38 protein-coding genes and 2 other RNA genes are annotated in these 24,465 nt (G+C 60.7%); 39 read left to right on the plus strand and 1 reads right to left on the minus strand.

The window, feature by feature from the left end; all coding sequences use genetic code 11:
• The 19 genes from BLW24_RS09935 to BLW24_RS10020 all read left to right on the plus strand — a co-directional run bounded on the left by BLW24_RS09935 (nucleotide 1) and on the right by BLW24_RS10020 (nucleotide 9,202).
• A complete protein-coding gene (locus tag BLW24_RS09935; protein WP_090379859.1) occupies nucleotides 1-288 on the plus strand; it encodes a hypothetical protein in 288 nt (95 codons plus the stop codon).
• Nucleotides 289-708, plus strand: coding sequence for a hypothetical protein (locus BLW24_RS09940; protein ID WP_090379862.1), 420 nt, complete (start codon nucleotides 289-291; stop codon nucleotides 706-708).
• A gap of 8 nt (nucleotides 709-716) precedes the next feature.
• Nucleotides 717-929: a hypothetical protein gene (locus BLW24_RS09945; RefSeq protein ID WP_090379865.1), complete on the plus strand. Its 213-nt coding sequence runs from the start codon at nucleotides 717-719 to the stop codon at nucleotides 927-929.
• Nucleotides 928-1,000: hammerhead ribozyme type II (locus tag BLW24_RS09950), an RNA gene on the plus strand. Before BLW24_RS09945 ends, BLW24_RS09950 begins: the two co-directional genes overlap by 2 nt.
• 11 nt (nucleotides 1,001-1,011) lie before the next feature.
• On the plus strand, nucleotides 1,012-1,683 hold the full coding sequence (locus tag BLW24_RS09955; RefSeq protein WP_090379868.1) for a DUF2786 domain-containing protein: 672 nt from the start codon (nucleotides 1,012-1,014) through the stop codon (nucleotides 1,681-1,683).
• Nucleotides 1,681-1,750, plus strand: an RNA gene (locus tag BLW24_RS09960) — hammerhead ribozyme type II. Before BLW24_RS09955 ends, BLW24_RS09960 begins: the two co-directional genes overlap by 3 nt.
• A complete protein-coding gene (locus tag BLW24_RS09965; protein WP_090379872.1) occupies nucleotides 1,750-2,031 on the plus strand; it encodes a hypothetical protein in 282 nt (93 codons plus the stop codon). The genes BLW24_RS09960 and BLW24_RS09965 overlap by 1 nt, the downstream gene beginning before the upstream one ends.
• Entirely contained in the window at nucleotides 2,028-2,432 is a 405-nt protein-coding gene (locus tag BLW24_RS09970) for a gp16 family protein (RefSeq protein WP_090379875.1), read from the plus strand. Before BLW24_RS09965 ends, BLW24_RS09970 begins: the two co-directional genes overlap by 4 nt.
• Nucleotides 2,429-2,860: a Mor transcription activator family protein gene (locus BLW24_RS09975; RefSeq protein ID WP_090379877.1), complete on the plus strand. Its 432-nt coding sequence runs from the start codon at nucleotides 2,429-2,431 to the stop codon at nucleotides 2,858-2,860. The genes BLW24_RS09970 and BLW24_RS09975 overlap by 4 nt, the downstream gene beginning before the upstream one ends.
• A gap of 4 nt (nucleotides 2,861-2,864) precedes the next feature.
• A complete protein-coding gene (locus BLW24_RS09980) occupies nucleotides 2,865-3,332 on the plus strand; it encodes a hypothetical protein (RefSeq protein WP_090379880.1) in 468 nt (155 codons plus the stop codon).
• Between the two features lie 82 nt (nucleotides 3,333-3,414).
• Nucleotides 3,415-3,756, plus strand: coding sequence for a hypothetical protein (locus BLW24_RS09985; protein ID WP_090379885.1), 342 nt, complete (start codon nucleotides 3,415-3,417; stop codon nucleotides 3,754-3,756).
• Complete coding sequence (locus tag BLW24_RS09990) at nucleotides 3,746-4,246, plus strand: lysozyme (RefSeq protein ID WP_244161130.1); 501 nt, start codon at nucleotides 3,746-3,748, stop codon at nucleotides 4,244-4,246. The genes BLW24_RS09985 and BLW24_RS09990 overlap by 11 nt, the downstream gene beginning before the upstream one ends.
• Entirely contained in the window at nucleotides 4,243-4,863 is a 621-nt protein-coding gene (locus BLW24_RS09995; protein ID WP_090379891.1) for a hypothetical protein, read from the plus strand. Before BLW24_RS09990 ends, BLW24_RS09995 begins: the two co-directional genes overlap by 4 nt.
• Nucleotides 4,864-4,868: 5 nt before the next feature.
• A complete protein-coding gene (locus tag BLW24_RS10000) occupies nucleotides 4,869-5,243 on the plus strand; it encodes a hypothetical protein (protein ID WP_090387687.1) in 375 nt (124 codons plus the stop codon).
• On the plus strand, nucleotides 5,240-5,551 hold the full coding sequence (locus BLW24_RS10005) for a hypothetical protein (RefSeq protein ID WP_244161131.1): 312 nt from the start codon (nucleotides 5,240-5,242) through the stop codon (nucleotides 5,549-5,551). Before BLW24_RS10000 ends, BLW24_RS10005 begins: the two co-directional genes overlap by 4 nt.
• Nucleotide 5,552: 1 nt before the next feature.
• Nucleotides 5,553-6,065, plus strand: a complete 513-nt coding sequence (locus BLW24_RS10010; protein ID WP_090379894.1) for a DUF3486 family protein — start codon at nucleotides 5,553-5,555, stop codon at nucleotides 6,063-6,065.
• On the plus strand, nucleotides 6,062-6,322 hold the full coding sequence (locus BLW24_RS26465; protein ID WP_244161132.1) for a hypothetical protein: 261 nt from the start codon (nucleotides 6,062-6,064) through the stop codon (nucleotides 6,320-6,322). The genes BLW24_RS10010 and BLW24_RS26465 overlap by 4 nt, the downstream gene beginning before the upstream one ends.
• Nucleotides 6,312-7,646, plus strand: coding sequence for a hypothetical protein (locus tag BLW24_RS10015; RefSeq protein ID WP_244161133.1), 1,335 nt, complete (start codon nucleotides 6,312-6,314; stop codon nucleotides 7,644-7,646). The genes BLW24_RS26465 and BLW24_RS10015 overlap by 11 nt, the downstream gene beginning before the upstream one ends.
• Entirely contained in the window at nucleotides 7,646-9,202 is a 1,557-nt protein-coding gene (locus tag BLW24_RS10020; RefSeq protein ID WP_090379897.1) for a DUF935 domain-containing protein, read from the plus strand. Before BLW24_RS10015 ends, BLW24_RS10020 begins: the two co-directional genes overlap by 1 nt.
• A 3-nt stretch (nucleotides 9,203-9,205) precedes the next feature.
• On the opposite strand, the gene BLW24_RS10025 is transcribed toward BLW24_RS10020, so the two are convergent.
• A complete protein-coding gene (locus tag BLW24_RS10025; RefSeq protein ID WP_208600164.1) occupies nucleotides 9,206-9,475 on the minus strand; it encodes a hypothetical protein in 270 nt (89 codons plus the stop codon).
• A gap of 71 nt (nucleotides 9,476-9,546) precedes the next feature.
• Here BLW24_RS10025 and BLW24_RS10030 point away from each other — a divergent pair, with 71 nt between their 5' ends.
• The 20 genes from BLW24_RS10030 to BLW24_RS10115 all read left to right on the plus strand — a co-directional run bounded on the left by BLW24_RS10030 (nucleotide 9,547) and on the right by BLW24_RS10115 (nucleotide 24,464).
• On the plus strand, nucleotides 9,547-10,824 hold the full coding sequence (locus BLW24_RS10030) for a PBECR2 nuclease fold domain-containing protein (RefSeq protein ID WP_090379900.1): 1,278 nt from the start codon (nucleotides 9,547-9,549) through the stop codon (nucleotides 10,822-10,824).
• 103 nt (nucleotides 10,825-10,927) lie between these two features.
• On the plus strand, nucleotides 10,928-11,491 hold the full coding sequence (locus BLW24_RS10035) for a phage virion morphogenesis protein (protein WP_090379903.1): 564 nt from the start codon (nucleotides 10,928-10,930) through the stop codon (nucleotides 11,489-11,491).
• 241 nt (nucleotides 11,492-11,732) lie between these two features.
• Complete coding sequence (locus tag BLW24_RS10040; protein WP_090379906.1) at nucleotides 11,733-12,710, plus strand: phage protease; 978 nt, start codon at nucleotides 11,733-11,735, stop codon at nucleotides 12,708-12,710.
• A 33-nt stretch (nucleotides 12,711-12,743) separates the two neighbouring features.
• Complete coding sequence (locus tag BLW24_RS10045) at nucleotides 12,744-13,109, plus strand: hypothetical protein (RefSeq protein ID WP_090387690.1); 366 nt, start codon at nucleotides 12,744-12,746, stop codon at nucleotides 13,107-13,109.
• Nucleotides 13,110-13,135: 26 nt separating this feature from the next.
• On the plus strand, nucleotides 13,136-14,041 hold the full coding sequence (locus BLW24_RS10050; RefSeq protein WP_090379910.1) for a Mu-like prophage major head subunit gpT family protein: 906 nt from the start codon (nucleotides 13,136-13,138) through the stop codon (nucleotides 14,039-14,041).
• Nucleotides 14,042-14,050: 9 nt separating this feature from the next.
• A complete protein-coding gene (locus tag BLW24_RS26170) occupies nucleotides 14,051-14,467 on the plus strand; it encodes an HI1506-related protein (RefSeq protein ID WP_090379913.1) in 417 nt (138 codons plus the stop codon).
• 4 nt (nucleotides 14,468-14,471) lie between these two features.
• Nucleotides 14,472-14,639 carry a hypothetical protein gene (locus tag BLW24_RS25900; RefSeq protein WP_167360301.1) on the plus strand — a complete coding sequence of 56 codons (168 nt, stop codon included), beginning with the start codon at nucleotides 14,472-14,474 and terminating at the stop codon, nucleotides 14,637-14,639.
• Nucleotides 14,636-15,127, plus strand: coding sequence for a phage protein Gp36 family protein (locus BLW24_RS10060; RefSeq protein WP_090379916.1), 492 nt, complete (start codon nucleotides 14,636-14,638; stop codon nucleotides 15,125-15,127). Before BLW24_RS25900 ends, BLW24_RS10060 begins: the two co-directional genes overlap by 4 nt.
• Complete coding sequence (locus BLW24_RS10065; RefSeq protein ID WP_090379919.1) at nucleotides 15,127-15,690, plus strand: phage protein Gp37; 564 nt, start codon at nucleotides 15,127-15,129, stop codon at nucleotides 15,688-15,690. Before BLW24_RS10060 ends, BLW24_RS10065 begins: the two co-directional genes overlap by 1 nt.
• Nucleotides 15,690-15,935, plus strand: coding sequence for a hypothetical protein (locus BLW24_RS26175; RefSeq protein WP_208600165.1), 246 nt, complete (start codon nucleotides 15,690-15,692; stop codon nucleotides 15,933-15,935). Before BLW24_RS10065 ends, BLW24_RS26175 begins: the two co-directional genes overlap by 1 nt.
• Nucleotides 15,935-17,032, plus strand: a complete 1,098-nt coding sequence (locus BLW24_RS10075) for a phage tail sheath C-terminal domain-containing protein (RefSeq protein WP_090379922.1) — start codon at nucleotides 15,935-15,937, stop codon at nucleotides 17,030-17,032. The genes BLW24_RS26175 and BLW24_RS10075 overlap by 1 nt, the downstream gene beginning before the upstream one ends.
• 14 nt (nucleotides 17,033-17,046) lie before the next feature.
• Nucleotides 17,047-17,418, plus strand: coding sequence for a phage tail protein (locus BLW24_RS10080; protein ID WP_090379925.1), 372 nt, complete (start codon nucleotides 17,047-17,049; stop codon nucleotides 17,416-17,418).
• A 6-nt stretch (nucleotides 17,419-17,424) separates the two neighbouring features.
• Nucleotides 17,425-17,898: a hypothetical protein gene (locus BLW24_RS10085; protein WP_244161134.1), complete on the plus strand. Its 474-nt coding sequence runs from the start codon at nucleotides 17,425-17,427 to the stop codon at nucleotides 17,896-17,898.
• 49 nt (nucleotides 17,899-17,947) lie between these two features.
• Complete coding sequence (locus BLW24_RS10090) at nucleotides 17,948-20,209, plus strand: phage tail tape measure protein (protein WP_090379927.1); 2,262 nt, start codon at nucleotides 17,948-17,950, stop codon at nucleotides 20,207-20,209.
• Nucleotides 20,206-20,928, plus strand: coding sequence for a DNA circularization N-terminal domain-containing protein (locus tag BLW24_RS26470; protein ID WP_244161135.1), 723 nt, complete (start codon nucleotides 20,206-20,208; stop codon nucleotides 20,926-20,928). The genes BLW24_RS10090 and BLW24_RS26470 overlap by 4 nt, the downstream gene beginning before the upstream one ends.
• Before the next feature lie 115 nt (nucleotides 20,929-21,043).
• A complete protein-coding gene (locus BLW24_RS26475) occupies nucleotides 21,044-21,532 on the plus strand; it encodes a hypothetical protein (RefSeq protein WP_244161136.1) in 489 nt (162 codons plus the stop codon).
• Complete coding sequence (locus BLW24_RS10100) at nucleotides 21,522-22,634, plus strand: phage baseplate assembly protein (protein WP_090379930.1); 1,113 nt, start codon at nucleotides 21,522-21,524, stop codon at nucleotides 22,632-22,634. The genes BLW24_RS26475 and BLW24_RS10100 overlap by 11 nt, the downstream gene beginning before the upstream one ends.
• Complete coding sequence (locus BLW24_RS10105) at nucleotides 22,634-23,230, plus strand: phage baseplate assembly protein V (RefSeq protein ID WP_244161137.1); 597 nt, start codon at nucleotides 22,634-22,636, stop codon at nucleotides 23,228-23,230. Before BLW24_RS10100 ends, BLW24_RS10105 begins: the two co-directional genes overlap by 1 nt.
• Nucleotides 23,231-23,701: 471 nt before the next feature.
• Nucleotides 23,702-24,049, plus strand: a complete 348-nt coding sequence (locus tag BLW24_RS26180) for a hypothetical protein (protein ID WP_208600166.1) — start codon at nucleotides 23,702-23,704, stop codon at nucleotides 24,047-24,049.
• 64 nt (nucleotides 24,050-24,113) lie between these two features.
• Nucleotides 24,114-24,464 (plus strand): phage GP46 family protein, encoded by a 351-nt coding sequence (locus BLW24_RS10115; protein ID WP_090379935.1) that lies wholly within the window; start codon nucleotides 24,114-24,116, stop codon nucleotides 24,462-24,464.
• Nucleotide 24,465 lies beyond the last annotated feature (1 nt).

Consider the following 24,465-nt stretch of genomic DNA (forward strand, 5'->3'; position numbering starts at 1 on the left):
ATGGCCAAGACTTATGCTGTTTGCCAAATCGACGGCCTGATTAAGTTTGTCGAGCAGCCACCCGCCGAGGGGCACTTTGCCCTCGCCGTGGGCGACCTGGCAGTGGTTCGCCAGGTAATCCGCGAAACCTGCGCGCCGCACTCGGATGGCCAACGTCCAGGCATCACGCTGCACGTGCCTGGTATCGACCCGAAGGCCACCGACCGCGACAACCTCGGCAGCATTGCCCGTTACATCCAAACCCTTGGCAAACACAACGCGCCCGGTTTCCGGGCACTGGGGGCTTGAATGCAGCGCTACCACGACCCGCGCATAGACCCATTGCCGCAGCGTTCCGCGCATCTGGAAAACGAGGCAGCGCGCATTGAGCAGGCAACCCAGGCGTTTCTGGCCAATGGCGGAAAGATCGAGCAGATCGGCTACCAGATGAGCGATGCGCCAGCGGTATTCGTCATCAACGCCGAGAAAACGCCTGTCTATGCGCACCTGTTTCAGGCACCTGCCCCAACTGTTGTGGCTGACGAACCGCAGGCTGAACCAGTACCAGATACGGCCAGCGACCTAGAAACCAAGCAGGCCGCGCAGATCATGGCGCGCGCAGCCCTGGGCGAGCCGCCGAAGTGGATCGCCAAGCAGTTGCATATGACCGAAAAGCGCGTGCGCCAACTGGCCCGCGATTACCACATTAACTTTCGTGCGCAGCGTTAGGAGCATCAATGGCCAAGGTCACCATCACCCTGGAAGACAACATCGACCGCGTAACCGTATCCATGGATATGGCAGGCGCTCCGAGCAACTTGCTGGGCATGCCGCAACCAACGCGAGCCGTGCAGATGTCGCAAACGCTGTTCGATCTAGCAGCCGTAGACGCCAAGCTCAGCCGCTTACCGGCCTGCGCCCGCCAACCATCGAGCATGACCATTCACTGAGCGAAACCGCCCCGGCCTGGCCGGTGGTGGTCTGCCCAGCGTGGTTGCTGGGCACTGATGAGCAGCCAATACCGAGGACGATATGGATCACAAGAAAGCCCTGGACAAGATCAAGAAGTGCTTGAGCCTGGCCAATAGCAGCAACCCGCACGAGGCCGCTGCAGCAATGCGTCAGGCCCGCGCACTGATGGAGAAGTACCAGCTCGAACAGTCGGACGTGGACATGATCGACATCGAGGAGCACGGCACCCGCAGTTGCTCGAAAATGAAGCCCGTGCAGTGGGAGGCAAACTTGGCCGGCACAGTGGCTAAAGCCTACGCCTGCCGGCTGCTTTTCATGGCTGGACTCGGTGAATGGCGCTTCATCGGTGAAATGGCCGAGCTGACCAGCTACACGATGAGTGTACTGCTGCGTCAGGTACGCCAGGCGCGCCGCGACTACATCGGCACGGCACTCAAACGCTGTAAGTCGACAACCAAAACCAAGCGCGCCGACCAGTTCTGTGAGGCCTGGGTGTGGGGCGTCAGCTCCAAGGTAGCCGAGTTCGCAGGTGCTAAACCATCAGTTGCCGCTGATGCGTACATGCTCAAGCACCACCCCGAGATTACAACGGGCAAGACAGTGGATCGTAATGCCAAAACCAAGGCTTTGAGCCAGCGCGCCATGGGCGATGCAGCTGCTGGGTTATGTGCTGCCAGCGACGTTCAGCTAAACCATGGCGTCCAGGGGCAAGCCCCGCTAGCACTTCACTAGCGAAACCTCGCCCACCAGGGCGAAGGTCTGCCGGGCGTGGTTGCCCGGTACTGATGAGCAGCCAAGATGAGTAAGACAAAACGGACGGAGCGCATCCGCAAGCAGGATGCCGACCGGCAGCAGGACAAGCGCAACCGCGACGCGGCGCATCGAGAGCGTGTGGGCGCGGAAGTGACAAAACTGACCACCTACCGGGGCACCCGTGCCGACTGGGCGCTGATGCAGCAGGTTGGTGAGTTTGAGGAAGTCGAGGAAGTGATCACGCTGATGACCCGGTATATGGCGGGCATGGCCAGGCGCGACCCGCAGGCATTCCGCGATGCAATGAATCCGAGGAACCCGGTATGAGCGCAGGTAAGCAGAAAATCCAGATCGCGCGCCGCCAGCTCGGCCTAGACGATGCTGCGTACTACGCAATTCTGGCGCGCGTTGCAGGTGTGAAAAGCTCCAAAGAGCTGACCCCAGGTCAGATCAGCCGCGTACTGATTGAGCTGGAACGCCTGGGCTTCAAGCCAAAGCCAACGAAGAAAACCAGCCGTGCCGCCCCAAAGCCAGCGCCAGACCGCACCGCCCAGGTGGCCAAGATCGAGGCTTTCCTGGCCGAAGCAAAACGCCCTTGGAGCTATGCCGATGCTTTGGCCCTGCGCATGTTCAAAGTCGAGCGTGTTGAGTGGTGCGGCAGCGACCAACTGCGCCGCCTGATTGCGGCATTAAATTACGACGCCAAACGACACGGGAGAGCGAAATGACTGGTCAGCTTTTTGAGGATGACGCCAGCCGACTAGACCCGGCCAAGGTGCTTGCGCACATGTCAGACCCGACAGTGCTCAGCCGCTGGGAAGGCTCGATGCGCGAAATGGTTGAGATTGCCGAAGCGGCATTGCGTAAGAGCTTGGGCGATAATGAGCGGGTGCCTGAATTCGCCCGGCAAGTTGTGTTTGCCATCTGCGATACCATGGGTGGCAGTGTTATCTATCTGCCCCGCGGCGAGCTGCTAAAGAAGGCCATGCGGGATGCAACCATCTACCACGAATGGAAGCATGGCAGCGTCCAGCCTGCTCAACTGGTACGTAAGCACAGGCTGGCCCTGCAAACAATTTATGACATCATTGCCCGTCAACGGGCGCTGCATCGTCGGCAGGAGCCGGACTTATTTGGGTTTGATAAGGAGCTATAAACTGATGAAAACAATTGCAGCAATTGGGGTCACATTCCTAGCGCTCGTGGCGAACGCCTACGGGCAAAATTATACGAATGCCTCCATTGCCAATATTTTCGTCAGTAATGACGAAAAGCGCGGCATGCCAACTAGCGATGCTCGTATTGAACAAGTGAACTCTATGTTGGGTCGAGTAACGGAGCAGTGTCATAACAATCTCTCGGCTGGCCAAGAAGCCGAGAACATTGGGAACATGGTGATCTTCGTTCGGCAGAAATTGGACGCAGCGAACATCCCAATTACTCATTACGAGCTGCTTGATGTTCTCTACAGTACCTTGGCAGATGGTCGATCTAACTGGGACTGTGCTGCTGTGCTTTCGGTCTATCTGACTACCCGCACAGCCGATAAGGCCATGACTCACATCGCCGCCTATAAGACTGTTCAGGGGCTGCGAGATACTGGAATGATTGGTCTGAAAAGCAGCTAGCCCAAAGCCCCGCACCTCGCGGGGCTTTTTCTTACACCCGCCTGAAACTCTCGCCAAAGTCTTGCCGCAGCAACATAGCGGCATGAACAATCAAGCCCCTGTATCCCAAGCGAACCCCCGCGATCTGGCCGCCGCCGTACTGGCCGAGCCATTGCTGGAACAGCGCCGTCTGCTGCTAGAGCGCTGCCCGGAAGAGCTGCTGCCGCTGGTTCAGGAATACGTGAGGATCGGCTTTGCCAAGGTCAAAAGCTACCGAGCACACATCGACCGTCGCGCGCAAAGCGCACGCGAAACCCCACCAGCGGCACCCCGTCGCGAAGCCAAAAACAGCGTCATTCACCACACCAGTTCCGCGCCTGAGTTCGGTAACCAGCGCTTGGCCGAACTGCGCGCGTTGATCGGAGGTGCATCACGTGGGCATTAAAACCCGTATCGCGTTGGCAATCGTCGCCGCCACGCCTGTTGTCGCGCTCTATGAGGGCCGCAATTTGCTGGCCCACCTCGACCCGGTTGGTATTCCGACCATCTGCGAGGGGTGGACGCGCGGCGTGCGCCTTGGCGATGTTGCGACGGATGCCGAGTGCGACCAGAAAACCCAGCTCGCCCTCCAAGAGGCAGCGGCCGTTTTCGAGCGCTGGGTGCCTGTCAAGGTTATCGCTGGCATGGACACCAAAAGCATCGCGGCCTTTCTGTCCTTTATCTACAACGTCGGCCCAGGCAAACCGGGAGTAAAAGACGGCTTTGTCTGGCTCAAGAATGGACGTCACTCGACCATGCTGCTGCACCTCCAGGCCGGGCGTGTCCAGCCGGCCTGCGCACAACTCAGCTACTGGGTGAGCGCTGGCGGTCGCAAGTTCCGTGGGCTTGAGCGCCGCCGTGCTGCTGAACGCCAACTTTGCGAGGCCGCCCTATGAGTTGGGCAAGCCTGCTGCGCCCGCTGGTGCCGTTGCTGCTGATCGCCGCTTTGTTCTGGCTGCATGACTCAATGCTCCAGGACGCCCACGACGCGGGCTTTGCCCAAGCCAAAAGCGATGGCGACTTGGCCCTAGAAAAGCTGCGTCTGGAACATGCCGAGGCACAACTCGACCTGGCACGGCATGCCGTTTCCAGTGCCAAAGCCGCCGCTAAAAAGCTGCTCGATGAGCAAGCCCGCAACGACAAATTGGCCGCCGACCTGGCCGAGCAGCAGCGCACCCACCGCACCACCACCGACCGCCTCACAGGGGAGATTGCCCGTGTTAACGACCTCTATCGCGATGCCCTTGATGCGCCGCCTAAGCCTCTGCCTGCTTGCGTATTCACTGCTGGCTGGGTGCGCGTTTATGACGAAGCAACCGGAGCCACAGCGCCTGCCACCACAGATACCAGCCGAGCTACTGCGCAAGTCGCCGAAGGTAAAGCCGCTGAGCAACTCGATTCAGGCATCAGCCAGCGCGCAGTCCTGGAACACCACGTCAGCTACGCCGAGCAGTGCCGCAACACCTCCGCGCAGTTGGACCTTCTGATCGACGCCGTACAGGGGAAGCACTAATGCAAATGGACTTTGTGGAGGCTGTCGGTTGGGCGTTAACCCTACTGGGCATTTTCACCACGTTGATGTTCGGCCTAGTCAAGCTGCTGCTCGCGCAGTTCGAGAAGCGCCTGGCCGAGAGCTTTGCCGCACAGGACAAAGCGCGCCAGGAAGCGGGCAAGCACTGGGACGATAACTTTACCAAGGTGCTGGAGCGCCAGGACAAAGACGCCGAGGCAGTCAGAAGCCTGGAGCATTCCTTCCTGCGCTTCCAGGCCGAACTGCCTTTGCAGTACGTGCGGCGCGAAGACTACGTGCGAAACCAGACAGTGCTGGAAGCCAAGATCGACAGAGTGTTTACCAGGCTCGAATTAATCCAGGAGCGGAGCAATAAACAATGATCCCAATCGACGTAGCAAAAGTTCGCCGCGAATCCATGCGCTGGTACATCTTGGTCGCCCTTAACCATGCCCGGCCGGTAGACCCGCATGAAGCCCTGGTGCTGTCCACCATCCAGGGCATCTATACAGATGCCACCCAGCACGAGGTTCGCCGTGAGCTGGATTACCTGAAAGACCGCAGCCTGGTCACCCTGGATAAACAGCCCAGCGGTGTATGGATTGCTGGCCTGACTCACTACGGCGTGGATGTTGCCGAGTACACCATTCCCTGCAACCCAGGCATTGCCCGCCCGGCTCAGGGGGTCTGATATGCCGCCGCGCAGCAAGGTCGCCGCATTACCGGTCGAGGTCAAATCCTGGCTGGATAAAGCCCTGGCCGAGAACAACTTCAGCGATTACGAGGCGCTCGCCGATGAGCTGTCAGGTCGTGGCTTTGCTATCAGCAAATCTGCCTTGCACCGCTATGGGCAAAACTTCGAAGAGCGCTTATCTGCCCTCAAGATCGCCAGCGAACAAGCGCGAGCCGTGGTTGCTGCTGCCCCGGATGAGGAAGGTGCGGTCAACGAAGCCCTGATGCGTCTGGTGCAAGAACACCTGTTCAAGCTGCTGCTGACCGAGGGAGGCCAGATTGACCTGCCCAAGGTGGCCAAGGCCGTGGCCGAGCTGGGCCGTGCCTCGGTTGTGCAGAAAAAGTGGCAGGCCGAGTACCGTGAGAAGGCCGAGGCAGCAGCTGCAAAGGTTGAGAAGATCGCCAAGAAAGGTGGGCTCAACGCCGAAACAGTGGCCGAGATTCGCCGGGAAATTCTCGGGGTGGCGTCGTGACACGCACCCCCACCGCCGCACCGAAAAAGCCGGCGCTCGACCCGCTTTATCAGGCCATCAGCAACACCGCCAACGTGGCGGTCGTGCCTGCGGTTCTGCTCGGCTACCAGAAAGGTTGGATCGGCATACGCGCACCGCTCAAGGTTGGCGAGAAGAGCCGGCGTATCGGTCTGACCTGGGCCGAGGCAGCGGACAACGTGCTGGTCGCGGCCTCGGCCAAGGCCGCAGGCGGTCTACAACCAGGACATGACGGTTGAATACATCCAGGCGTGCGCCATGTGGTCGCGAGCCTTTGACTATGCAGCCGGGGAAATCGAGGAAGGCATCTGGCCGGACAGTGACCCGGACAAGCACATCAAGACGTACACCATCGTCTTTCCATCCGGTCACCGCATCGTTGCCTTGACCAGCCGCCCGAGCAACCTGCGCGGTCGCCAGGGCATCGTGGTGATCGACGAAGCCGCATTCCATGCTGACCTGGCACAGCTACTTAAAGCTGCACTGGCCCTGCTGATCTGGGGCGGTGAGGTGCATGTAATCAGCACCCATGATGGTACTGATAACCCCTTCAATGAATTGATCGAAGAGATTCGCGCCGGTAAGCGTAAGGGGCTGCTGTTTCGTTGCACCTTCAAAGAGGCCGTAAATGACGGGCTCTATCAGCGCGTGTGCCTGCGTAAGGGCATCGAGTACTCGCCCGAGGAAGAGGCCGCCTGGATGCAGGATGTCTACGACTACTACGGCGACTCAGCTGAGGAAGAACTTGACTGCGTACCGTCCCAGGGCGGCGGTGCCTACCTGAGCCTGGCGCTGGTTGAGGGGCGTACCAGCCGGGATGTGCCGGTGGTACGCCTGACTTACCCCGTCGGGTATGAGCTGATCGATGAGCACCTGCGCCTGGCCGAGTCGCTGGAGTGGTGCGAGCGTGAGCTATTGCCGCTGCTCTCGGCCATCCCCACCGATGTGCAGAGTTATTACGGCATGGACTTCGCGCGTAGCGGCGACCTGTCGGTGATCTGGCCGCTGGTAAAGGAGCAGAACCTGCGCAAGCGCACACCTTTTGTGGTTGAGCTGCGCAACGTGCCGTTCGCACAGCAACGGCAGATCAAGTTTTACATCATCCGCCGCCTGCCCAACTTCCTTAAAGGTGCGGATGACGCACGGGGCAACGGCTCCCAGCTTTCCGAGGAGACGGCGGTCGAGTTCGGCTTCAACCGCATCGAGCGGGTGATGCTGACCGAGGGCTGGTATCGGGACAACATGCCGCCCTTCAAGGCCGCGCTTGAAGACGACAGCTTCTATGCCATTCCCGCCGACAAGGATGTGACCGGCGATATCCGCGCCTTCCGCATGGTTAAGGGCGTCGCGCGTATCCCTGAGAAGCGCACTACGGAGAAAGGCGACTCCGGCCAGAAAGGCCTAAAGCGCCACGGCGATGCGGGTATTGCCGCCGTCCTGGCCGACTACGCAGCACGGCAAGAAGTTGAAATTTTTGAATACCACCGCGTACAGCCCACCGCGAATGCCGACCGGCAGATTCAAAGCGGCGCGGGCTGGCGCTCTAAGAAAGGCATCTGGTAATGGCTCAGTCACGCATCCTCGACCAGTACGGTCGCCCTATTGAATATGCCCAACTTAGCCAAGAGCTGGCCGCGCCCAGCCTGACCGGCATTCGCCAAGTCTGGCACCACACCGTTGCCAGTGGGCTGACGCCAGATCGGCTGGCCAACATCCTGCAAGCCGCTGCCGAAGGTAATGCCAACGACTACCTGACCCTGGCTGAGGAAATGGAAGAGCGTGACCTCCACTACGCCAGCGTGCTGGGTACGCGCAAGCTGGGCCTTGCTGGGCTCCAGGTGCGTATCGAGTCTGCCAGTGATGATGCCGAGGATGTGCGTCGGGCCGATGCCTTGCGTGAGGTGGTTGGGGCTCCAGAATTTGGCGAGATGCACTCTGACCTGACCGACGCCCTGGGCAAGGGTTATGCCGTGTCCGAGGTCATCTGGGATCGTAGCGGTAAGACCTGGATGCCTGAGCGTTTCGAGCCGCGTGATCAACGGTTCTTCCAGTTTGACCGGGCGACTGGGCGCGAGCTGCGTCTGCTCGATGAGGCTGACCCGATGAATGGCATCGCGCTAGCCCCCTACAAATTCGTTGTGCACTACCCGCGTATCCGTTCCGGCCTGCCGATCCGTGGTGGCTTGGCGCGCCTGGCGGCTGTGGGTTACATGTGCAAGGCCTGGACGTGGAAAGACTGGATGGCCTTCGCCGATATTTACGGCCTGCCCATGCGCGTCGGTCGCTATGGCCCAGGTGCCAGCAAGGACGATATCGGTGTACTGATGGACGCCGTCGCCAACCTGGGCAGCGATGCAGCGGCGGTGATCCCGGACAGCATGCGCATCGACTTTACCCAGGCAGCCAATGTGGCCGGTGCTGGCGACTTCTTCCAGGGTTTGGCCGAGTGGTGGGATAAGCAGATCAGCAAGGGCGTGCTGGGCCAGACCATGACCGCCGACGATGGCAGCAGCATGGCGCAGGCCCGCGTGCATGACGGCATCCGCCTTGATCTGCTGGAGGCCGATGCTAAGGCGCTCTCCAATACATTGCAGCGCCAGGTGGTGCGGCCGTTCTGTGATCTCAACTTTGCACCAGGGCGCGCCTACCCGCGCGTGGTTCTTGTTGTCCCACAGCCGGAAGACACCAAGCTGCTGGTTGAGGCTCTGACCAAGTTGGTGCCGCTGGGGCTGGAGGTGGAGCAGTCAGTGGTACGCGACAGGCTTAACCTGCCAGACCCAGACAAGGGCGCCAGCCTACTGCGTGCGCCCGCTGCGTCGCCTGTTGCGCCGGCTTTGGCACAAGCCAGCAACCGCGAGCAGCCCATCAGGCAGGCGGAGCCGTTGGATGTCGTCGACAACCAGGTGCGCACCCTGGAGCAATCCGCAGGTGTCTCTATAGATGACATGGTTGATCAGATTCGGGAGCTGCTGGATTCAGTGTCCAGCCTGGAAGAGTTCCGCGACCGACTGATTGAGGCCTACCCGGATATGAGTACCGGGCAGCTCGCCGACGCTATGGCTGATGGCTTAGCGGCGGCGAGTCTGGCGGGGCGGTATGACGTACTGCGGGGGTTGTAAACCCTAGGGGATCAGCTTGCTGACAGCGAACGCCCCTGCAAACCAGCCCACCAGGTAGATGCCTTTTTGAATGAGCAGGGTGAGGTTGCTGAAAATGTCAGAGAGGTTTTCCGCGTTCCCTGCACCAGGAAAGATAAAGACAACCACGATGAATGCCAGAACGGCAGTTATTAGACCGGCAAGCCCCTTGTCCTTCTTGGTCATCCAGTACGACAGACCATATACAGCAGCACCAGCAAGTGCCGCATAAAGCAGAAATTCATTAATCAGCATGTAGTCCTCAGTCCTTGGTATCCGTTGTGATGCCATGCACCAGTCGGCATGCATAGCGCTCGGAGATCATAATGGCCACTAGCCGTGGCGCTCTACCTTTCCGTGAGCAAATCGACTTTTTCCGCAGCAAGGTCAGTTTGCCCACCCGTGCCTGGACGGACGTTTATAGCGTTGAGCATGACTGGGCTTTCGTCGTGGCGGGCGCGATGAAGCAATCGCTGCTGGCCGATCTGCGTGGCTCGGTGGAAAAGTCGATCAGCAAAGGCCTTACCCTGGAGCAGTTCCGCAAAGACTTCGACCGGATCGTCAGCACCCACGGCTGGCAGTACAAGGGGGAACGCGGGTGGCGTACCCGTACCATCTTCGAAACCAACCTACGGCAGAGTTACAACGCCGGACGTGAAGCGCAGATGGCCGACCCTGAATTGCGCAAGCGCAGGCCTTATGGACTGTACCGCCACGGCGATAGCGCCAACCCACGCCCACAGCACCTGGCTTGGAATGGCACCGTATTACCGCTGGATGATCCCTGGTGGAGCAGCCATAGCCCGCAAAATGGTTGGGGCTGCAAGTGTAAGAAGTTTATGCTCAGCGAGCGTGATGTAACGCGCCAGGGGCTTAAGGTCGGCCCCGCACCCGTGGTTGAGTACGAAGATCAGGTGATTGGCAAGAACAGCCCCAATGGCCCGCGTACTGTAAGGGTGCCCAAGGGCATCGATCCCGGCTTCGAATATGCACCAGGTCAGTCCAGGTTAACTTCTGCCGTGCCTCCACTGCGAGCGTATGACCCGCTGCCCAAGCCAGGTCCCGGTGCCAAATCAAGCGCTACGGCGGTCGGGTTGCCCAATCGCCGGCCTGTTAGCGCCTTGCCTCCACCCCGCCCAGCATCGGCCGAGCGGTTGCTGCCGGAGGGGCTGGCCGATGAACAGTACATGGCACGCTTTCTGGGCGAGTTCGGCGGCAGCGCTGCTGCCCCGACGGTGTTCCAGGACGTGACCGGCGATGCCGTAGTGATTGGCCGCGAGCTATTCACTAACGCCAAGACAGGCGCGCTTAAGGTGGGCAAGCCCGGCCACTGCCGTGAGTTGCTGTTACTGGCTGATGCGCTCAAGTCGCCGGATGAAGTATGGGTGCGCCTTGAGTGGCAGTACGCCCAGGGCAAGGCCGTGGTGCGTCGTCGCTACATCAGCCGCTTTGAGGTCGAGGGCGAGTCAGTCCCAGCACTGGCGGTATTTGAGGTGGGCGATGATGGCTGGGATGGCATTACTATCTTCGCTCCGCAGAGCGGGAGCCCCGACTATCTGGAGACCCTTCGCGTGGGGGTACGGCTGTACCGGCGCGGGCAATAGCAAAACCACGCGCCGCCACACGTGGTTTTCCCCGGCTGTAGGGTTGGGCGTCCTGGCGGGGACTGCTCAGCCGATGGGTGTAGATCAATAGTAGGAGATGACCATGGCCGGTGCAATGCTGGATGTACAGGTAGACGATAGCCAGGTCGGTGCGGTGCTGGCCGAGCTGATCGAGCGCCTGGGCGACATTCGCACACCGCTGAACGATATCGCCGAGTACTTGCACCAGGCCACCGATGAGCGCTTCTTGCGCCAGGTCAGCCCCGATGGTGCGCCCTGGGCACCGCTCGCACCCTCGACCCTGGCCAGGAAGAAAGGCCCGCGAACCTTGCGCGAATCTGGTTTGCTGCAAGACACCATGCGTCACCAGGTCAGCGGTGAAGAACTAGAGTTCGGCACCGACCGGCCCTATGGTGCGATTCACCAGTTCGGCGGAACTATCGAGCAGGCCGCTCGTTCGCAGCAGGTGTATTTCAAACAGGGTAAAGATGGCAGCGTTGGCAACCGCTTTGTGAGTAAGCGCAAGGCGAACTTTGCCCAGTGGGTGACACGCGGTGCGCAGAGCGCGGAGATGCCCGCGCGACCCTACCTTGGGTTATCGACTGCCGATGAAGGCGAGATACTCACCATCGTTTCTGACTACCTTGTGGATGGTCTGGCGAGCTAGCTGCCAGAATCGCGCCTGACGAATTGAGCGGCAGTACAACCTAGAGCGGCCCCACATTGCGCGGCCGTACGCGTTAGACCTGCGTTAGATTCGGCTTAAGTGCTATTTGCAGCGCCCATGTAAGGTGGGCTCCCCATTCTCTACGTATAGAATGGGGTTGGCGTGCCAGCCATGATGCTGGCAATTGTTCTTGCGCCGTCCTGAAACACTGCCCTGCTGACATGCCGCCGACACTGGCGGCATGAACACTCAAATCGCCCTCAATACAGACCTCTCCGCAGCGCTGGCCAATGGCCAAGCGCCGGAGTGGGTCGAGCTGATTCCAGCAGGCCCGACCGTAACCGGCCGCGACGGTCGCCAATGGCTGTTCGATGAGTTCGCGCAGCAACTGGTGCAATCCAGTTTCACCGAACGCGCTATTGAGCTGCCCATCGACTGGGAGCACGCCACCCAGCACAAGGCCCCGAAAGGCGAAGAGGCACCCGCCGCCGCCTGGGTCAAGCAACTGGATGTCCGCGATGCCGCCCTGTGGGGCCAAGTCGAGTGGACTGCGCGTGCCGCTGAGCAGGTCGTGAGCAAGGCCTACCGCTTCCTTTCCCCCGTGTTCGACTTCGACCCCGATACCGGGCGCATCGCGCGTCTGGTCAGCGCGGGCCTGACCAATAAGCCGAACTTCCTGCTGACTGCACTCAACCATGAAACCTCGGAGACACCGCCTGTGAAAATTTCACCTGCGCTGTTGGCGTTGCTCGGCTTGGCCGAAACCGCCACAGAAGACCAGGCCATTGCGGCCGCCACTCAACTCAAGGCCACTGCCCAGGCGAGCAATAGCGAAAAGCCGAACCTGGCTCAGTTCGTTCCGCGCCCGGACTACGACGCCTTGATGCAGCGGGCAACCAATGCTGAGCAAGCGTTGGCCACCCAGAAGAAGGACGAACACGAAAAGGCCGTCGAGACGGAACTGGCCGCTGCCAGCAAGGCCGGCAAGATCACCCCGGCCACCCTCGAATATCACCGTGCATCGTGCAGCGACCAAGCCGGCCTGGAGCGCTTCCGTGCGTTCGTCGGTGCTGCTCCGGTGGTTGCCGATCCATCCGACCTGGGCGAGCGCCAGGCCCCAAAAACCGCCACTGCATTGAACGCCGAGGAACAGGCCATGTGCCTGCAACTGGGTGTAGATCCGGTGGAGTTCGCCAAAACCAAGCAGAGCGAGGGTTAAGCCGTGCCGCTGACTCAAGATCGCAACACCCCAATGAAGGCCACCGAAGTGCTGGTGGTTCCCGTAGCCGCTGGCGTGCGCATTTTTGGCGGCGCGTTGGTGATGGCTAACGCTGCCGGCTTGGCTCTGAGTGGTTCGACCGCTGTCGGCCAGACCTACCTGGGTCGCGCCGAGGAATACGTGGACAACCGAGACGGCGCTGCCGGTGCTGTCTCAGTCGAGGTGCGCCGTGGCAAAGCCTTCAAGTGGGCCAATGACGGCAGCGTCACCCAGGCCCACCTCCTCAAAACCGCCTACATCGTCAACGACGAAACCGTTGCCGCCACCGATGGCGGTGCCACTCGCTCGGCTGCCGGTCGCATCGTCGGCATCGACGCTGACGGCGTGTGGGTTGAGTAACCCTTCTATATAGGAGCGCATAGCGCATGCTGGTAAACAAAGATTCGATCCGGGCGGCGTTCGTTGCCCTGAAAACCCTGTTCAACAACGCTTTCGCGGCTGCCCCCAGCACCTGGGACAAGATCGCCATGAAAGTCCCTTCCACCACGGGCAGTAACCTGTATGCCTGGCTCTCGGCCTTCCCGAAGATGCGCCGCTGGGTGGGCGAGAAGCACATCAAGAACCTCAAGGCCTTCACCTACACGGTGGAGAACGAAGACTGGGAAGCCACCGTCGAGGTGGATCGCAACCACATTAAGGACGATCAGCTGGGCATCTATGCGCCTCAAGCGCAAATGGCAGGCTTCTCGGCCAAGCAATTGCCGGATGAGATCGTCTATGAGCTGGTCAACCGTGGTTTCACCAGCCACTGCTATGACGGCCAGTATTTCTTCGATACCGACCATCCAGTAGCCGGGGCAAGTGTCAGCAACAAGGGCACGGCAGCGCTCTCGGTTGCCACCCAGGCTGCGGCTAAGGCCAGTTATGGCGCGGCACGTACTGCCATGCGCAAGTTCAAGGATGAAGACGGCCGCCCACTGGGTGTGAATCCCCGCGTGTTGCTGGTTGGCCCAGGTGGTGAAGACACCGCCAAGGCACTGTTAACCAACGACCGCCTGGAAGACGGCAAAGCCAACCCTTACAAGAGCACGGCCGAGCTGGTGGTAGATGCCCGTATCGAATCGGACACCGCGTGGTTCTTGCTCGACACCAGCCTGCCGGTCAAGCCGTTCATCTACCAGGAACGCGAAGCACCGAACTTCGTGCAGCAGACCGACCCGGAAGCGGATGACGTGTTCAACCGCAAGAAATTCAAGTTCGGTGCGGAAGCCCGTGCGGCTGGTGGCTACGGCTTCTGGCAGCTGGCCTACGGCTCCACTGGCGAAGCGTAAGGGGGTCACATGGGTATTCGCATTACAGCTAAGCGTGATGGGTTTCGCCGCTGCGGCTTCGCCCACTCGGCGGCGGGCCACACCTTTCCCGATGCCTTCTTTACCCCAGAGCAGCTCGTTGAGTTGAAGGCAGAGCCGCAACTGGTGGTTGTGGAAGGCGTGGAGCTTGACCTGGAACAGGATGGTGGCGATGAGCAGGCCGGCACGAATCTGGAGCTTTCCAGCGGAGCTAAAGCGCCGCAGGGCGCGGCGGCGAAACCGGCAAAGCCTAAGGCAGCTCCTGCTAAGGCCAAGCCTGCTGCGGGTGCAGCTAAGCCTGTAGCCAAAGCAGCTGCCAAGCCAGCCGCATCTGCTGCCAACCCTGTGGAAGGTGCCCAAGAAGACCAGGACGGCGGTGATTCCAAAGACCAGGGCGAGCAGGAGTAAACGTATGAACCTGGGCCATGCCATCGCAGAGCTGACCATCGTGGCCGAGAACGCCACGCACAATGCCCCAATTCACGAGGCTGAGGGCAACCACGCCCAGGCCGAGCTGAGTCGGGCAGTCGCTGATGAGTGCCAGCAGGCCATTGCGCAGCTTGAGGAAGCTGCGCAATGAACCTTTCACTGCCGTCCGCCAGCCAGCTGCTGCTGCGCTTTGGTGCCCGCCAGGTCACTGAACTGTCGGTGCCAGATACAGAGCGCGTGATCGAACCGGAGCTGCTGCAAGCCGCTGCGGCCGGTGACGCCCTGGATACCTGGCCCGCCGATGACGTGGCCATCGCGGTACAGGCGTTGGCACGGATTGCCGACGCGGTGACGCGGGCGCGCAGTGAGGTCTCCTTTTACCTGCGGTTTCGCCCGAATGGGGTGGATGCGCCGGAGTGGGGCACGGATGACCTGATGGAGCTGGCCCGGTATCACCTGGTTGACGATGCGGGTAAGGAAGAATCGACCATGCGTGCCCGCTACAAGGATGTGCTCAAGCGCCTGGAAACACTGGCGACCGAGGATGAGGCGCGTGGTGCGGCCGAGGCCGGGCGCTCGGGGTTGCAAGTAAGTAGCCAGCCGCGGCTGTTTCGCCGCGATGGCTTAGGGCGCTTGTAATGCTGGGCGAACTGGAAGACTTGATCCAGGCCCGCCTGGAAGCGCTGCGCGAAAAGCTGCCGCGCCTCACCGTAGAGACCTACGGCGGCGAGCTGGGCGCCCCGGACTTATTGCCCGGCCTGCTCAAGCGTTGCCCGGCGCTGCTGCTGACCACGCCCCGCGCGGTCTTTCGCAAACGTGCCCAGGGGCGTTACGGCATTGCTATCACCTTTCGCCTAGTCATTGCGACCCGCCACCTGCGTGGCGAGCGTGAGGGCCGGCGCGGCAGTGCCGTCGATATCGGCAGCTATGCCCTTTGGCAGGCGTGCATGCACCAGTTGGTGGATTGGCAGCCCTGGCCGGATCGGTCGCGCATTGAGCCGACCGACCTGGCCAACCTGGTTAACGGCAAGTTCCAGGCTGACAGCCTGTCGGTGCTGGGTCGGTCGTTCGCCATCGAGCTGGATTGGGTCAAGCCCGAGGAGGCGCTGCCAGACCTGCTGGGCATCGACATGACCTACCACACACCGAACGGCCCACCCGAGGGGACGGCCACCGACTCAATTGAACTGAGGGACTTGTAATGCGTGTAACCGCCGCTCCCGAACTGCGTGTGCCCATGGAGGGACAGACGCGCAAATTCATCGACCATGCCCCCGATAAACCGGTGGACGTGCCTGACAACTCTTACTACCGCCGCCGCGTGGCGGCCGGTGAACTGGTGCTGGTTGCCGCTGATATGGCCGTGACCGCAACGGATGAGGCAAGTCCTGCCGCACCGGCAAGTGCCAAAGAAACCGCCAAACCCAGAACCAAAGGAGCATCCTGATGCCCGTCGCCTTTGACACGATCCCGGCCTCGATCCGCAAGCCGGGTGCTTACTTCGAGTTCAACACCAGCCTGGCCGTGCGTACCCTGCCGACCAATGCACAGAGCATTTGCTTGATTGTGCCGTTGGGCGAAGGCGCGCTTGCGCAGCCTCTAGTGCCTGCCCAGGTGTACAGCGCCGATGAAGCCAAGAAGCAATTTGGCGCGGTGGCTGCTGAAATGGTAGCGGCCGCCATCGCAGCCTATCGCTATGTGGCCATCTCCTGCGTAGGTGTGACCGTGGTCGGCGAAGCCGAGCCCGACATTACCGCTGCACTGGATGCTACGGCACTGGGTGGCTTTACCCTTCTTGTGCCTGCGTGGTTCAGCCAGGCGGCCATGACCGCACTGCGTACCCACCTCAACACCTACACCAACTCCATCGAGCAACAGGGCATCCTTGGCATCTGTGCAGTAATCAGCACCCTGTCCGCAGCCACCACCCTGGCCGACGTGCTGAATAGCGGCCCAATCAGCACGGCACTGCTGCCAGGCACCGCGTCTACTGTGCGCGAAGTGGCGGCGGCTTTTGCTGCCGTGCTGGCATCCGAGGAAGACCCGGCCCGGCCACTCAATACCCTGCCACTGGCGGGGATCAAGCCGCCGCCTGTGGCCAGCCGCTTGGGTCGTGTCGAGCAGGAAACCTGCTTGGCCAATGGCGTGACGCCGCTGGAAGTTGGCCCAGGTGAAGTGTTGCAGATCGTTCGTGCGGTCAGCACCTACACCACCTCGCCGGCTGGCGCAGATGACGTGTCGCTGTTGGATATCACCACCATGCGCACGCTGTATTACGTGCGTAAGGCGTGCCGTGACCGCATTCGCTTGCGCTTCCCGCGCTCCAAGCTATCTAGCAAGACGCCAGCGGCCGTGCGCGGCGAGCTGCTCGATGTGCTGAGAAAGTGCGAAGAGCTGGAGATCGTCGAAGAGGTGGACGCCAACGCCGATGGCCTGGTGGTGGAGCGCTCGCTCCAGGACGTGAACCGCCTCAACGCCTCCATTCCTGTTGACGTGGTGAACGGCCTGCACGTTTTCGCCGGGCGCATCGACCTGTTGCTCTAATTAGGAGAATTAGCATGGCTGACAATTACGTTGGGCAGATCGTTCTGTCCATCAATGGTGCGGATTACGAGATCAAGAGTCTCGACCACACCACCAAAACCGGCCGCACCGTGGTCAAGACCATGAACCGCAAGCGCCGCCCATTAGGCACGGCTGCGGGTGTGGCTGATCACGAACTGCGCGTAAGTGTGGCCATCCCCAAAAGCGGCGAGCCGAAATGGGTGGCCATGATGGACGCCAAGATCACCATCGAACCGGTGGATGGCGGTGGCCAGCGCGAAATCTGGACCGGTGTGGCGCTGATCGAAATGGGCAGCAAGTACCAGCTCGACGGCGAAGCCACCCGCGACCTGACCCTTTCGGCTTTGGATTACTACACGGAGTAAGCCCCTATGAACCAAGCAGACAACCGCTGGGATGGCCTGACCATTACCAAAGAGCTGGCCATCGGGGTGTACTACGCAGGCACCCGCCACAAATCGTTCACCTTGCGCGTGGCCATGGCCGGCGATCTGATCGCCGCTCAAGAAGCCCACCCGCAGGGGCCACTGCAACTGGTGACGCTGGAGGTTTATCGCCAGCAACTGCTGAGTTTGGGCGCTATTCCGGCCGAGGCGCTAACCACTGAGCTACTGCGTGCCGAGCTGTCCGAAGGTGACTTGGCACTGATTGCGGCCGCTGATGAGGCGCTGGAAAAAAGCTCGCGCCGCCGAGCGCGGCATCGCCGACTGGCGACGCATCGAGCACGCCTTTATCCGCCACGGCTACCGCCTAGAAGAAATCCGCTGCATGACCAGGCCAGAGATCGACGCTCGCGTCGATCTGCTGGTGGGTCGCAAGTCGGGCGGCACCCGTTACGTCAGTAAACGCCAGAGCAAGCCCCGCAAGAAATAACCCCACACTGGAGTCCCGCACATGAGTTCCGACCTGCGCGTCGCGCTGCGCATTCAGGCCAACTCTGGCAACAGCCGCCGCGAGGTGCAGGCGCTAGAGCGTGACCTGCGCAAAGCCGGTAAAGACGGTGCCAAGGCGCTGGGTGATGAGGCCGGCAAAGCCGGGGTCGCACGGACCCGGACGGCCCAGACCGGGGCCGCCAGTTACCGCATCGTGCGCCAGGTAATGCGCGATGCTGCCAGCCAGGGTGCTGGGGTCTTTCGCCAAGATGTAATGAAGACTCAGGCCGAACTCAAGCAGCTCGGACAGGTCGGCCGCCAGGCAGGGCGAGAGGCCAAAGCGGAACTGGTGAAGGCCGACCGCGAAGGCGTACAGCCGCTGGCCCGTAGCGTGGATAAAGCTGAAACCAGCTTGCGCCGCCTGGCGCAGAACGGCGGCCGTCACTTACGTGCACTGAAAACCGTTGCCGCTACTGTGCGCACTGAATTTGACCGACTGAAGAGTTTCGGCAGCTCGACCATGGGCCAGCTCGCCGGCTTTGGCGTGGGTGTCGGTGTGGCCTCGGGCTTAACGGGCAGTGCCAGGCTCGACCGCCAGTTAATCCGTACCCAGCAGACGGCAGGTATGTCGGTGGCCGAACGGGGGGAGTGGTGTGGTGAGCAGTGGCGTCTGGCGAAAGACTATGGTGTTGAGCGCGAGCAAGTACAAGTTGGCTTCGACACGCTTATCGCCAGTGGCCTTAGCTACCCGCAGGCGAAGAACAGCGCTGGCGCTATTGCTCAGGCCACAGCTGTAACTGGCGCAGATTCGGGGATTCTGGCCAAGGCTTTGGTATCCGGCGCTAATGCTTATGACATAGACCTTTCGCAGCCCAAGGCCGCTTACGACCTTTTGCAGAAGATGATTGTCGCTGGTCGTCTGGGCAATGCCGAGCTGGAGAACCTGGCCGACATCTTCCCCAAAGTTGGTGGTGATGCAAAAAAGGCTGGCATGAGCATGGCGCAGTCACTCTCTTTCGTGGAGACCTTGTCGCTGATCGAACTGGCCCCTGATCGCCTTGGCACCCTGGCGCAATCGACACTGCGCATGTTCACCAATGGCGCATATCGTGAGGATGTCACGGACAAGACAGGCGTTGAGTTTTTCAAAGGCGGAAAGACCCGCAACGCCCAGGATGTATTTGTTGACCTGCAACGAAAATATAAAACGCTAAAGAGCGACGAAGAACGCGCAAAGTTTATGAGCGTTGTATTCGGCAAGATGGATCAGGACACCCAGAAAGGCGTGAATGCCTTCATGACTGGTAATCGTCTTGATAAGTTCGCCGCCAGCACTGGCGATATCGACAACGCCAAGGGTGTCATCGAAAAAGACTTGGCGGATAACCTATCCAGCTCCACCGCTGTAGGCTCCAGGATGAAAGCCACTCTCGGCGAAGCCATCGACCGTATGGCTCAGCCGCTGAATAAGGGCTTTGCCGATATGGGCAGCTACCTGCTCGATGACCTCAATCTATCGGGCGAGCAGATGCTGGCCGGTGGCGTTGCGGCGGGTGTCGGTGGTTACTACGCCGGGCGTAGTGCCAAAGCCGGTGCAGGGGCATTGCTGAACAAGTTCATCGGCGGCCCGGACACCCTGAAAAACCTTGCCGTGGGCAAAGTATTGGAAGAGGCAACCGGGGTGAACTCGGTATTCGTCACCAACTGGCCTGCGGGGTTTGGTGGTTCCATGCCGGGGGTCGATATGCCTGGCCGGAAACAACCAGGTGGCAAACCGGGCGGTGGATGGTCGCCCCTATTGGCGTGGGCCGGTTTAGGTTTAACTGCCATGCAGCTGGGAGGCTCAACTGGCCAGAGCAGTGATGCAGAGCGCCTGGCCATGGTGCCGCGCAACAAGCTGCTGAACGATGGACAGCAGGCCTATCAGGCCGCGTTCTACCGTAACCGCATGGAGCTGGACAACCAGACTCCAACGGGACAGCCCTACGCAGAGCGGCAAACCTGGCTCAATGATTCGGCGCGCCGTTTGGCACAGGACGAAACGGGCCTCACCTCTTATGGCAGCCCGGTTGCCGGTGCCCAGGGCTGGGCTGCTGGGGTGGCAAACCGTCTTACCTCGGCGGCGCTGGTTCCGCCAGGCCAAGGCGCTGCACCTGGTGCTGCGGAAAGCCGCCTGGCTGCTTTGCTGAGTAAACCCCTGGTGGTGGAGGTGCGGACAGACAGCCATATGTTTACGGCTGAGGTTGAGCGCCGGACTGATATCCAGATGAGGCGCGGCCAATGAGCTGGTCAGAAACCCTGCTGGATGCCTCCTATCGGGGTGTGCCGCTCAACGTCGTTGATGAGAACCTGCAAGCGCAGCGCTCTATCGCCCAACATGGCACGCCTTACCGAGACGGTGACTCTTGCGAGGACTTAGGTCGGGGTGCTCGCCACTTCCCCATGCGCGTGGTGTTGTTCGGCGTTAACTACGAGATTGAGTTGCAGAACCTGCTGTTGGCGCTGGACATGATCGGCCCAGGTGAACTGGTGCACCCGGTCTATGGCAGCGTCACCGTGCTGGCCCAGTCCTGGGATGTAAAGCACTCGGCCGAGCGCCCGGACTATGCCGAGGTGAGCCTGCACTTCATTGAACAGAAACCGGATGAGCCTTTCTTCGAGCGGCAGTTCGAGTTTGTCGATGTCGGCACGCTCGCGCTGGAGGATGTCGAGACGTGGCAGGACGGCCTATTCGACATGCTGGGCCGGATCGACTCACTGATGGCCGAGGTGCAGTCCTGGATCGGCGGCGGATGGGTGGGATTGGTTGAGCAGGCACTGGGGCTGCCAGGTATCGGCTTACGCCTCCAGCAGCTGCGCTCGCAGATTCTGGGCGTTGTTTCGAGCGTCACCTCGTTGGCCGGCACCAGTTCCAGTGGGTTCGACCCGCTGACTGATGTGCTGCGCACACCAGCCGAGATCCGTGGCGCAATGCAAACTCAAACCCCCGAGTACGGCACGTGAGCTGCTATCCCGTAATGCAGTACCGGCCAGCATGCCAGGTGCTGGCTCGCTTACCACGGATGCGGCCCAGGTAGGGACGGCCTTGCTGGCCAGTGCGCGCCAGGGTGGCGAGCTTGTGACTGGGTCGTTGCCCGACACCATGCCTACTGACCCGGTAGCCGCCACTGCGTTCGGCCTGGTGGTGTTGGTGGTGACCGAATTGGCACTGGCCCAAGCCCAGGCTGTGGCGGTGATCATTGAGGGCGAAGCCGAGCGCCCAACCTTGAGTCCTGCCGACTTGGAGGGGCTGGCCAACCTTGGCCGAGCATTATTGCAGGCCGCCATTTTGCTGCACCGTCGGTTGTATGGCGTGGAAACAGCTCTGCCGGTGATCGAGGCGCTGCGCGCTATCGCGGCATTGATCCAGGCTCGTGCGCGCTTAGTGATCCTGCAAAGCCCGCCACTGCTTGAGCGTGTTGTGGAGTCGCCGGCCAGCCTGCGCCTGCTGGCTCACCGCTGGTACGGTGACCACGACCGCGCCATGGAACTGCTGCGCCTTAACCCTGGCTTGCGTACGCCGCACAACATCCCGCCCGGCGAGGTGCTGCGCGCTTATGCAGAATGAAACGATTCGCTTGGCCATTGGTGGAGTTACCCATGCCACCTGGGACGGCTGGTCGGTGGAGTCCGATCTGCTGACACCCGCTGATGCCTTTGAAATGGAGCTATACACCCGCGAAACCGTGCGCCTGCCTGATGTATTGGCTGAGGGTGCCCCTTGTACGTTATCGCTCGGGCGTGACCGGGTACTGACTGGGCAGATTGATGAGTTCGAACACGATGTGTCGCGTAACGGGGTGTTCATCCGTATCAATGGCCGCGACCTGGCTGCGCCGTTGGTGGACTGCTCATCACCCTTTGTGGCAATGCGTGATGCCGGCCTGGCTGAGATCATCGAGCAGGTGGTCAAGCCCCTGGGTATTAGCCGGGTAGATATCCGGGCCGCCAGCGCCAAGACGCGCCGACGCATCCAGATCGAGCCGGGCCAGACAGCCTGGGAGGCGCTATTGCAAGTGGCCGAAGCCAACGGCCTTTGGCCTTGGATGGAGCCGGATGGCCGCCTGGTTGTAGGTGGGCCTGACTACAACGCCGCGCCCGTGGCGACCCTGATAATGCGGCTTGATGGTCAGGGCAATAACGTCGAGCGCTTGTCCGTGCGCCGCTCCATTGCCAACCGCTTTAGCCAGATCACCGTGCTTGGCCAGCACGGCCAGTACGACAATGACGGCTACGACACCAGCCGTTCACACCTGCGCTCCGTGATCAGTGATGACGTGCTGGCCAAGCGCGGCATCTTTCGTCCCAAGGTGGTTATCGACAGCTCCAGTGAAAGCCAGGATATGGCCACCACCCGTGCCCGCAAGCTGTTGGCCGATAGCCGGCTGGAGGGCTTTGAAATTCGTGCGGTGGTAAAGGGACACCGTGCCGGTAACGGCAAGGTGTGGGCACCTGGTCAGCGCATCATCGTGCGCAGTGAACCGCACGGGATTGATGCGACTTACTTCCTGATGAGCCGCACCCTGCGCCTGACCCGCCGCGAGGGGGCCATTACCGAACTGCGCCTGCGCGAGGACAAGCTCTGGGTGCTGGACGCTAATCCAGTGAAAAAGCGCAAAGGCAAGGCCGACGCAGACGCGGCATTTATCGAAAAGATCAGGGCCAGTTGATGAAGAACATGGCGCGCATGATGCGCGAGCAAGCGGGCCGCGAACGGGCCAATTTCCGCCAAGCCTTTCGCGCCGTGGCCGCTCGCAATAAGCACGGTAAGTTGATCGGTGTAGAGATGCAGGGGCTTGCTGGCGAGTCGGTCAGTGGCGAGCTGTTCCAGCACTATGGCTTCACCTCGGCACCGCTGGCCGGGGCCGAGTTCATCGCCTTGCCTGTAGGTGGCAACAGCAAGCACACGGTTGTAGTGGCCAGTGAAGATGGCCGTTATCGCATTCAGCTCAAGGATGGCGAGGTGGCGCTTTACACCGATGAAGGTGACTACGTGCACCTGAAGCGTGGCCGGTTAATTGAGGTGGTAACCGAGACGCTGCTGGTCAAGGCCGGTACAAAGGTGCGCTTTGAAACGCCGCTGATCGAACAGACTGGCAACGTTGATATCGGCGGAAATACTCATGTGGTCGGCAATATCAAAGCTGACGGCGAGATTGCTGACCATACGCGCAGCATTCAGGCAGATCGGGGAGTCTATAACGGGCATGTGCATGGCTCTAGCCCAGGGCCTAGCGCACAGCAGTGGCTATCTGCTATTACATAGGCTCCTTGGTTTGGAGCAGTAACAATGGATGTAGCACTGTGTACAGCGGATGGAAAAGAGTATACGGGCAAAGATTTTGAGGATCTCCCGCCCCAAGATAAAGCTGTGAAACGACGCAATCGATGCAGCACCCCTGCCTTCTTTCGTAAGCGCGCGAAAAGCGGCCAGGCCGCATGCTTTGGTGCTAGACCGCATGAGAACTGTTCGCTCGCGGCACCTGAAAGTAATAGTGGGCCAGGCGGCGGCCCTGACCGGGATATCCTTCAAAACCCCGGTAATCATATAGTCATCGACGTACAGTTTGGTGGCGCTCCAGCTGGGCCTTTCGGGCCTAATGAGCCGGGTGCAAATGCTGGGCGGGGCGGTCGATTTGTTGGGCATGGGCAGCGCCAAAATGCTGTGATGCATAGGCGGCTGAGGCCCCTACTGAAAACACTCATATACTCCCAGGCGTTTCGCCAGTCCTTACAAATGATCGAACTGCCGGATCATGGTGCCTGGCCGGTACGGGAGCTATTTGTCAATTTTGCGGATATTAGCGCTGCGGATGTTGGCCGTTTCAAAGGATTCTGGGGGCCGGTCTATGACATCGGCGTTGGTATGAACGGTACTCGCTGGATCAATACCGGAAAGCGGGATGATGTAAGTGTGCCTCTCGCAGAAGAACAGCTTCGTCCTTTTAATAGTTACCACCGGATAGACGCCGACGACTTAGAGGGGACGCATATATTGGTCTTTGGCACTCTCAATCGCTCGGCTCAAGGAAAACTCTGGATCGATCTGGTAAGCATCGAGCATTTTGCCGTATGCGACGATTGACTGGATTGATCTTAAAGCCCGCTGAAACTCCGCCCCGCGCATACGCGGGGCACTCTGCCTGCCTATGGACGCAGGCATTGACCCCACCTCAGGCGACTTAAGCGGCGAGCGCATCAGCTCGCTGGCTAACGCCGTCTACATCCGCCTCACAACGCCGCTTGGCAGTTGGTGGGCGGACAAGTCTCTGGGCTCACGCCTGCACGAACTTAAGCGCAGTAAAGACCTGTCACGCATCGGCAAGCTTGCCCGGCAGTACGCAGAGCAAGCACTACAGCCGCTGCTCGATGACGGCCGGGCGAAGACCATCACTATCAGCACCGAGCAGCCGCACAACGGCTGGTTACTCATGCTGATCGAGGTCGTTGATGCCAGCGGTGCGCCACAGGTCTTCCGCCACTTGGTACGGGTAATCTGAC

This window comes from Pseudomonas anguilliseptica, from assembly GCF_900105355.1.
GTDB classification, from domain to species: domain Bacteria; phylum Pseudomonadota; class Gammaproteobacteria; order Pseudomonadales; family Pseudomonadaceae; genus Aquipseudomonas; species Aquipseudomonas anguilliseptica.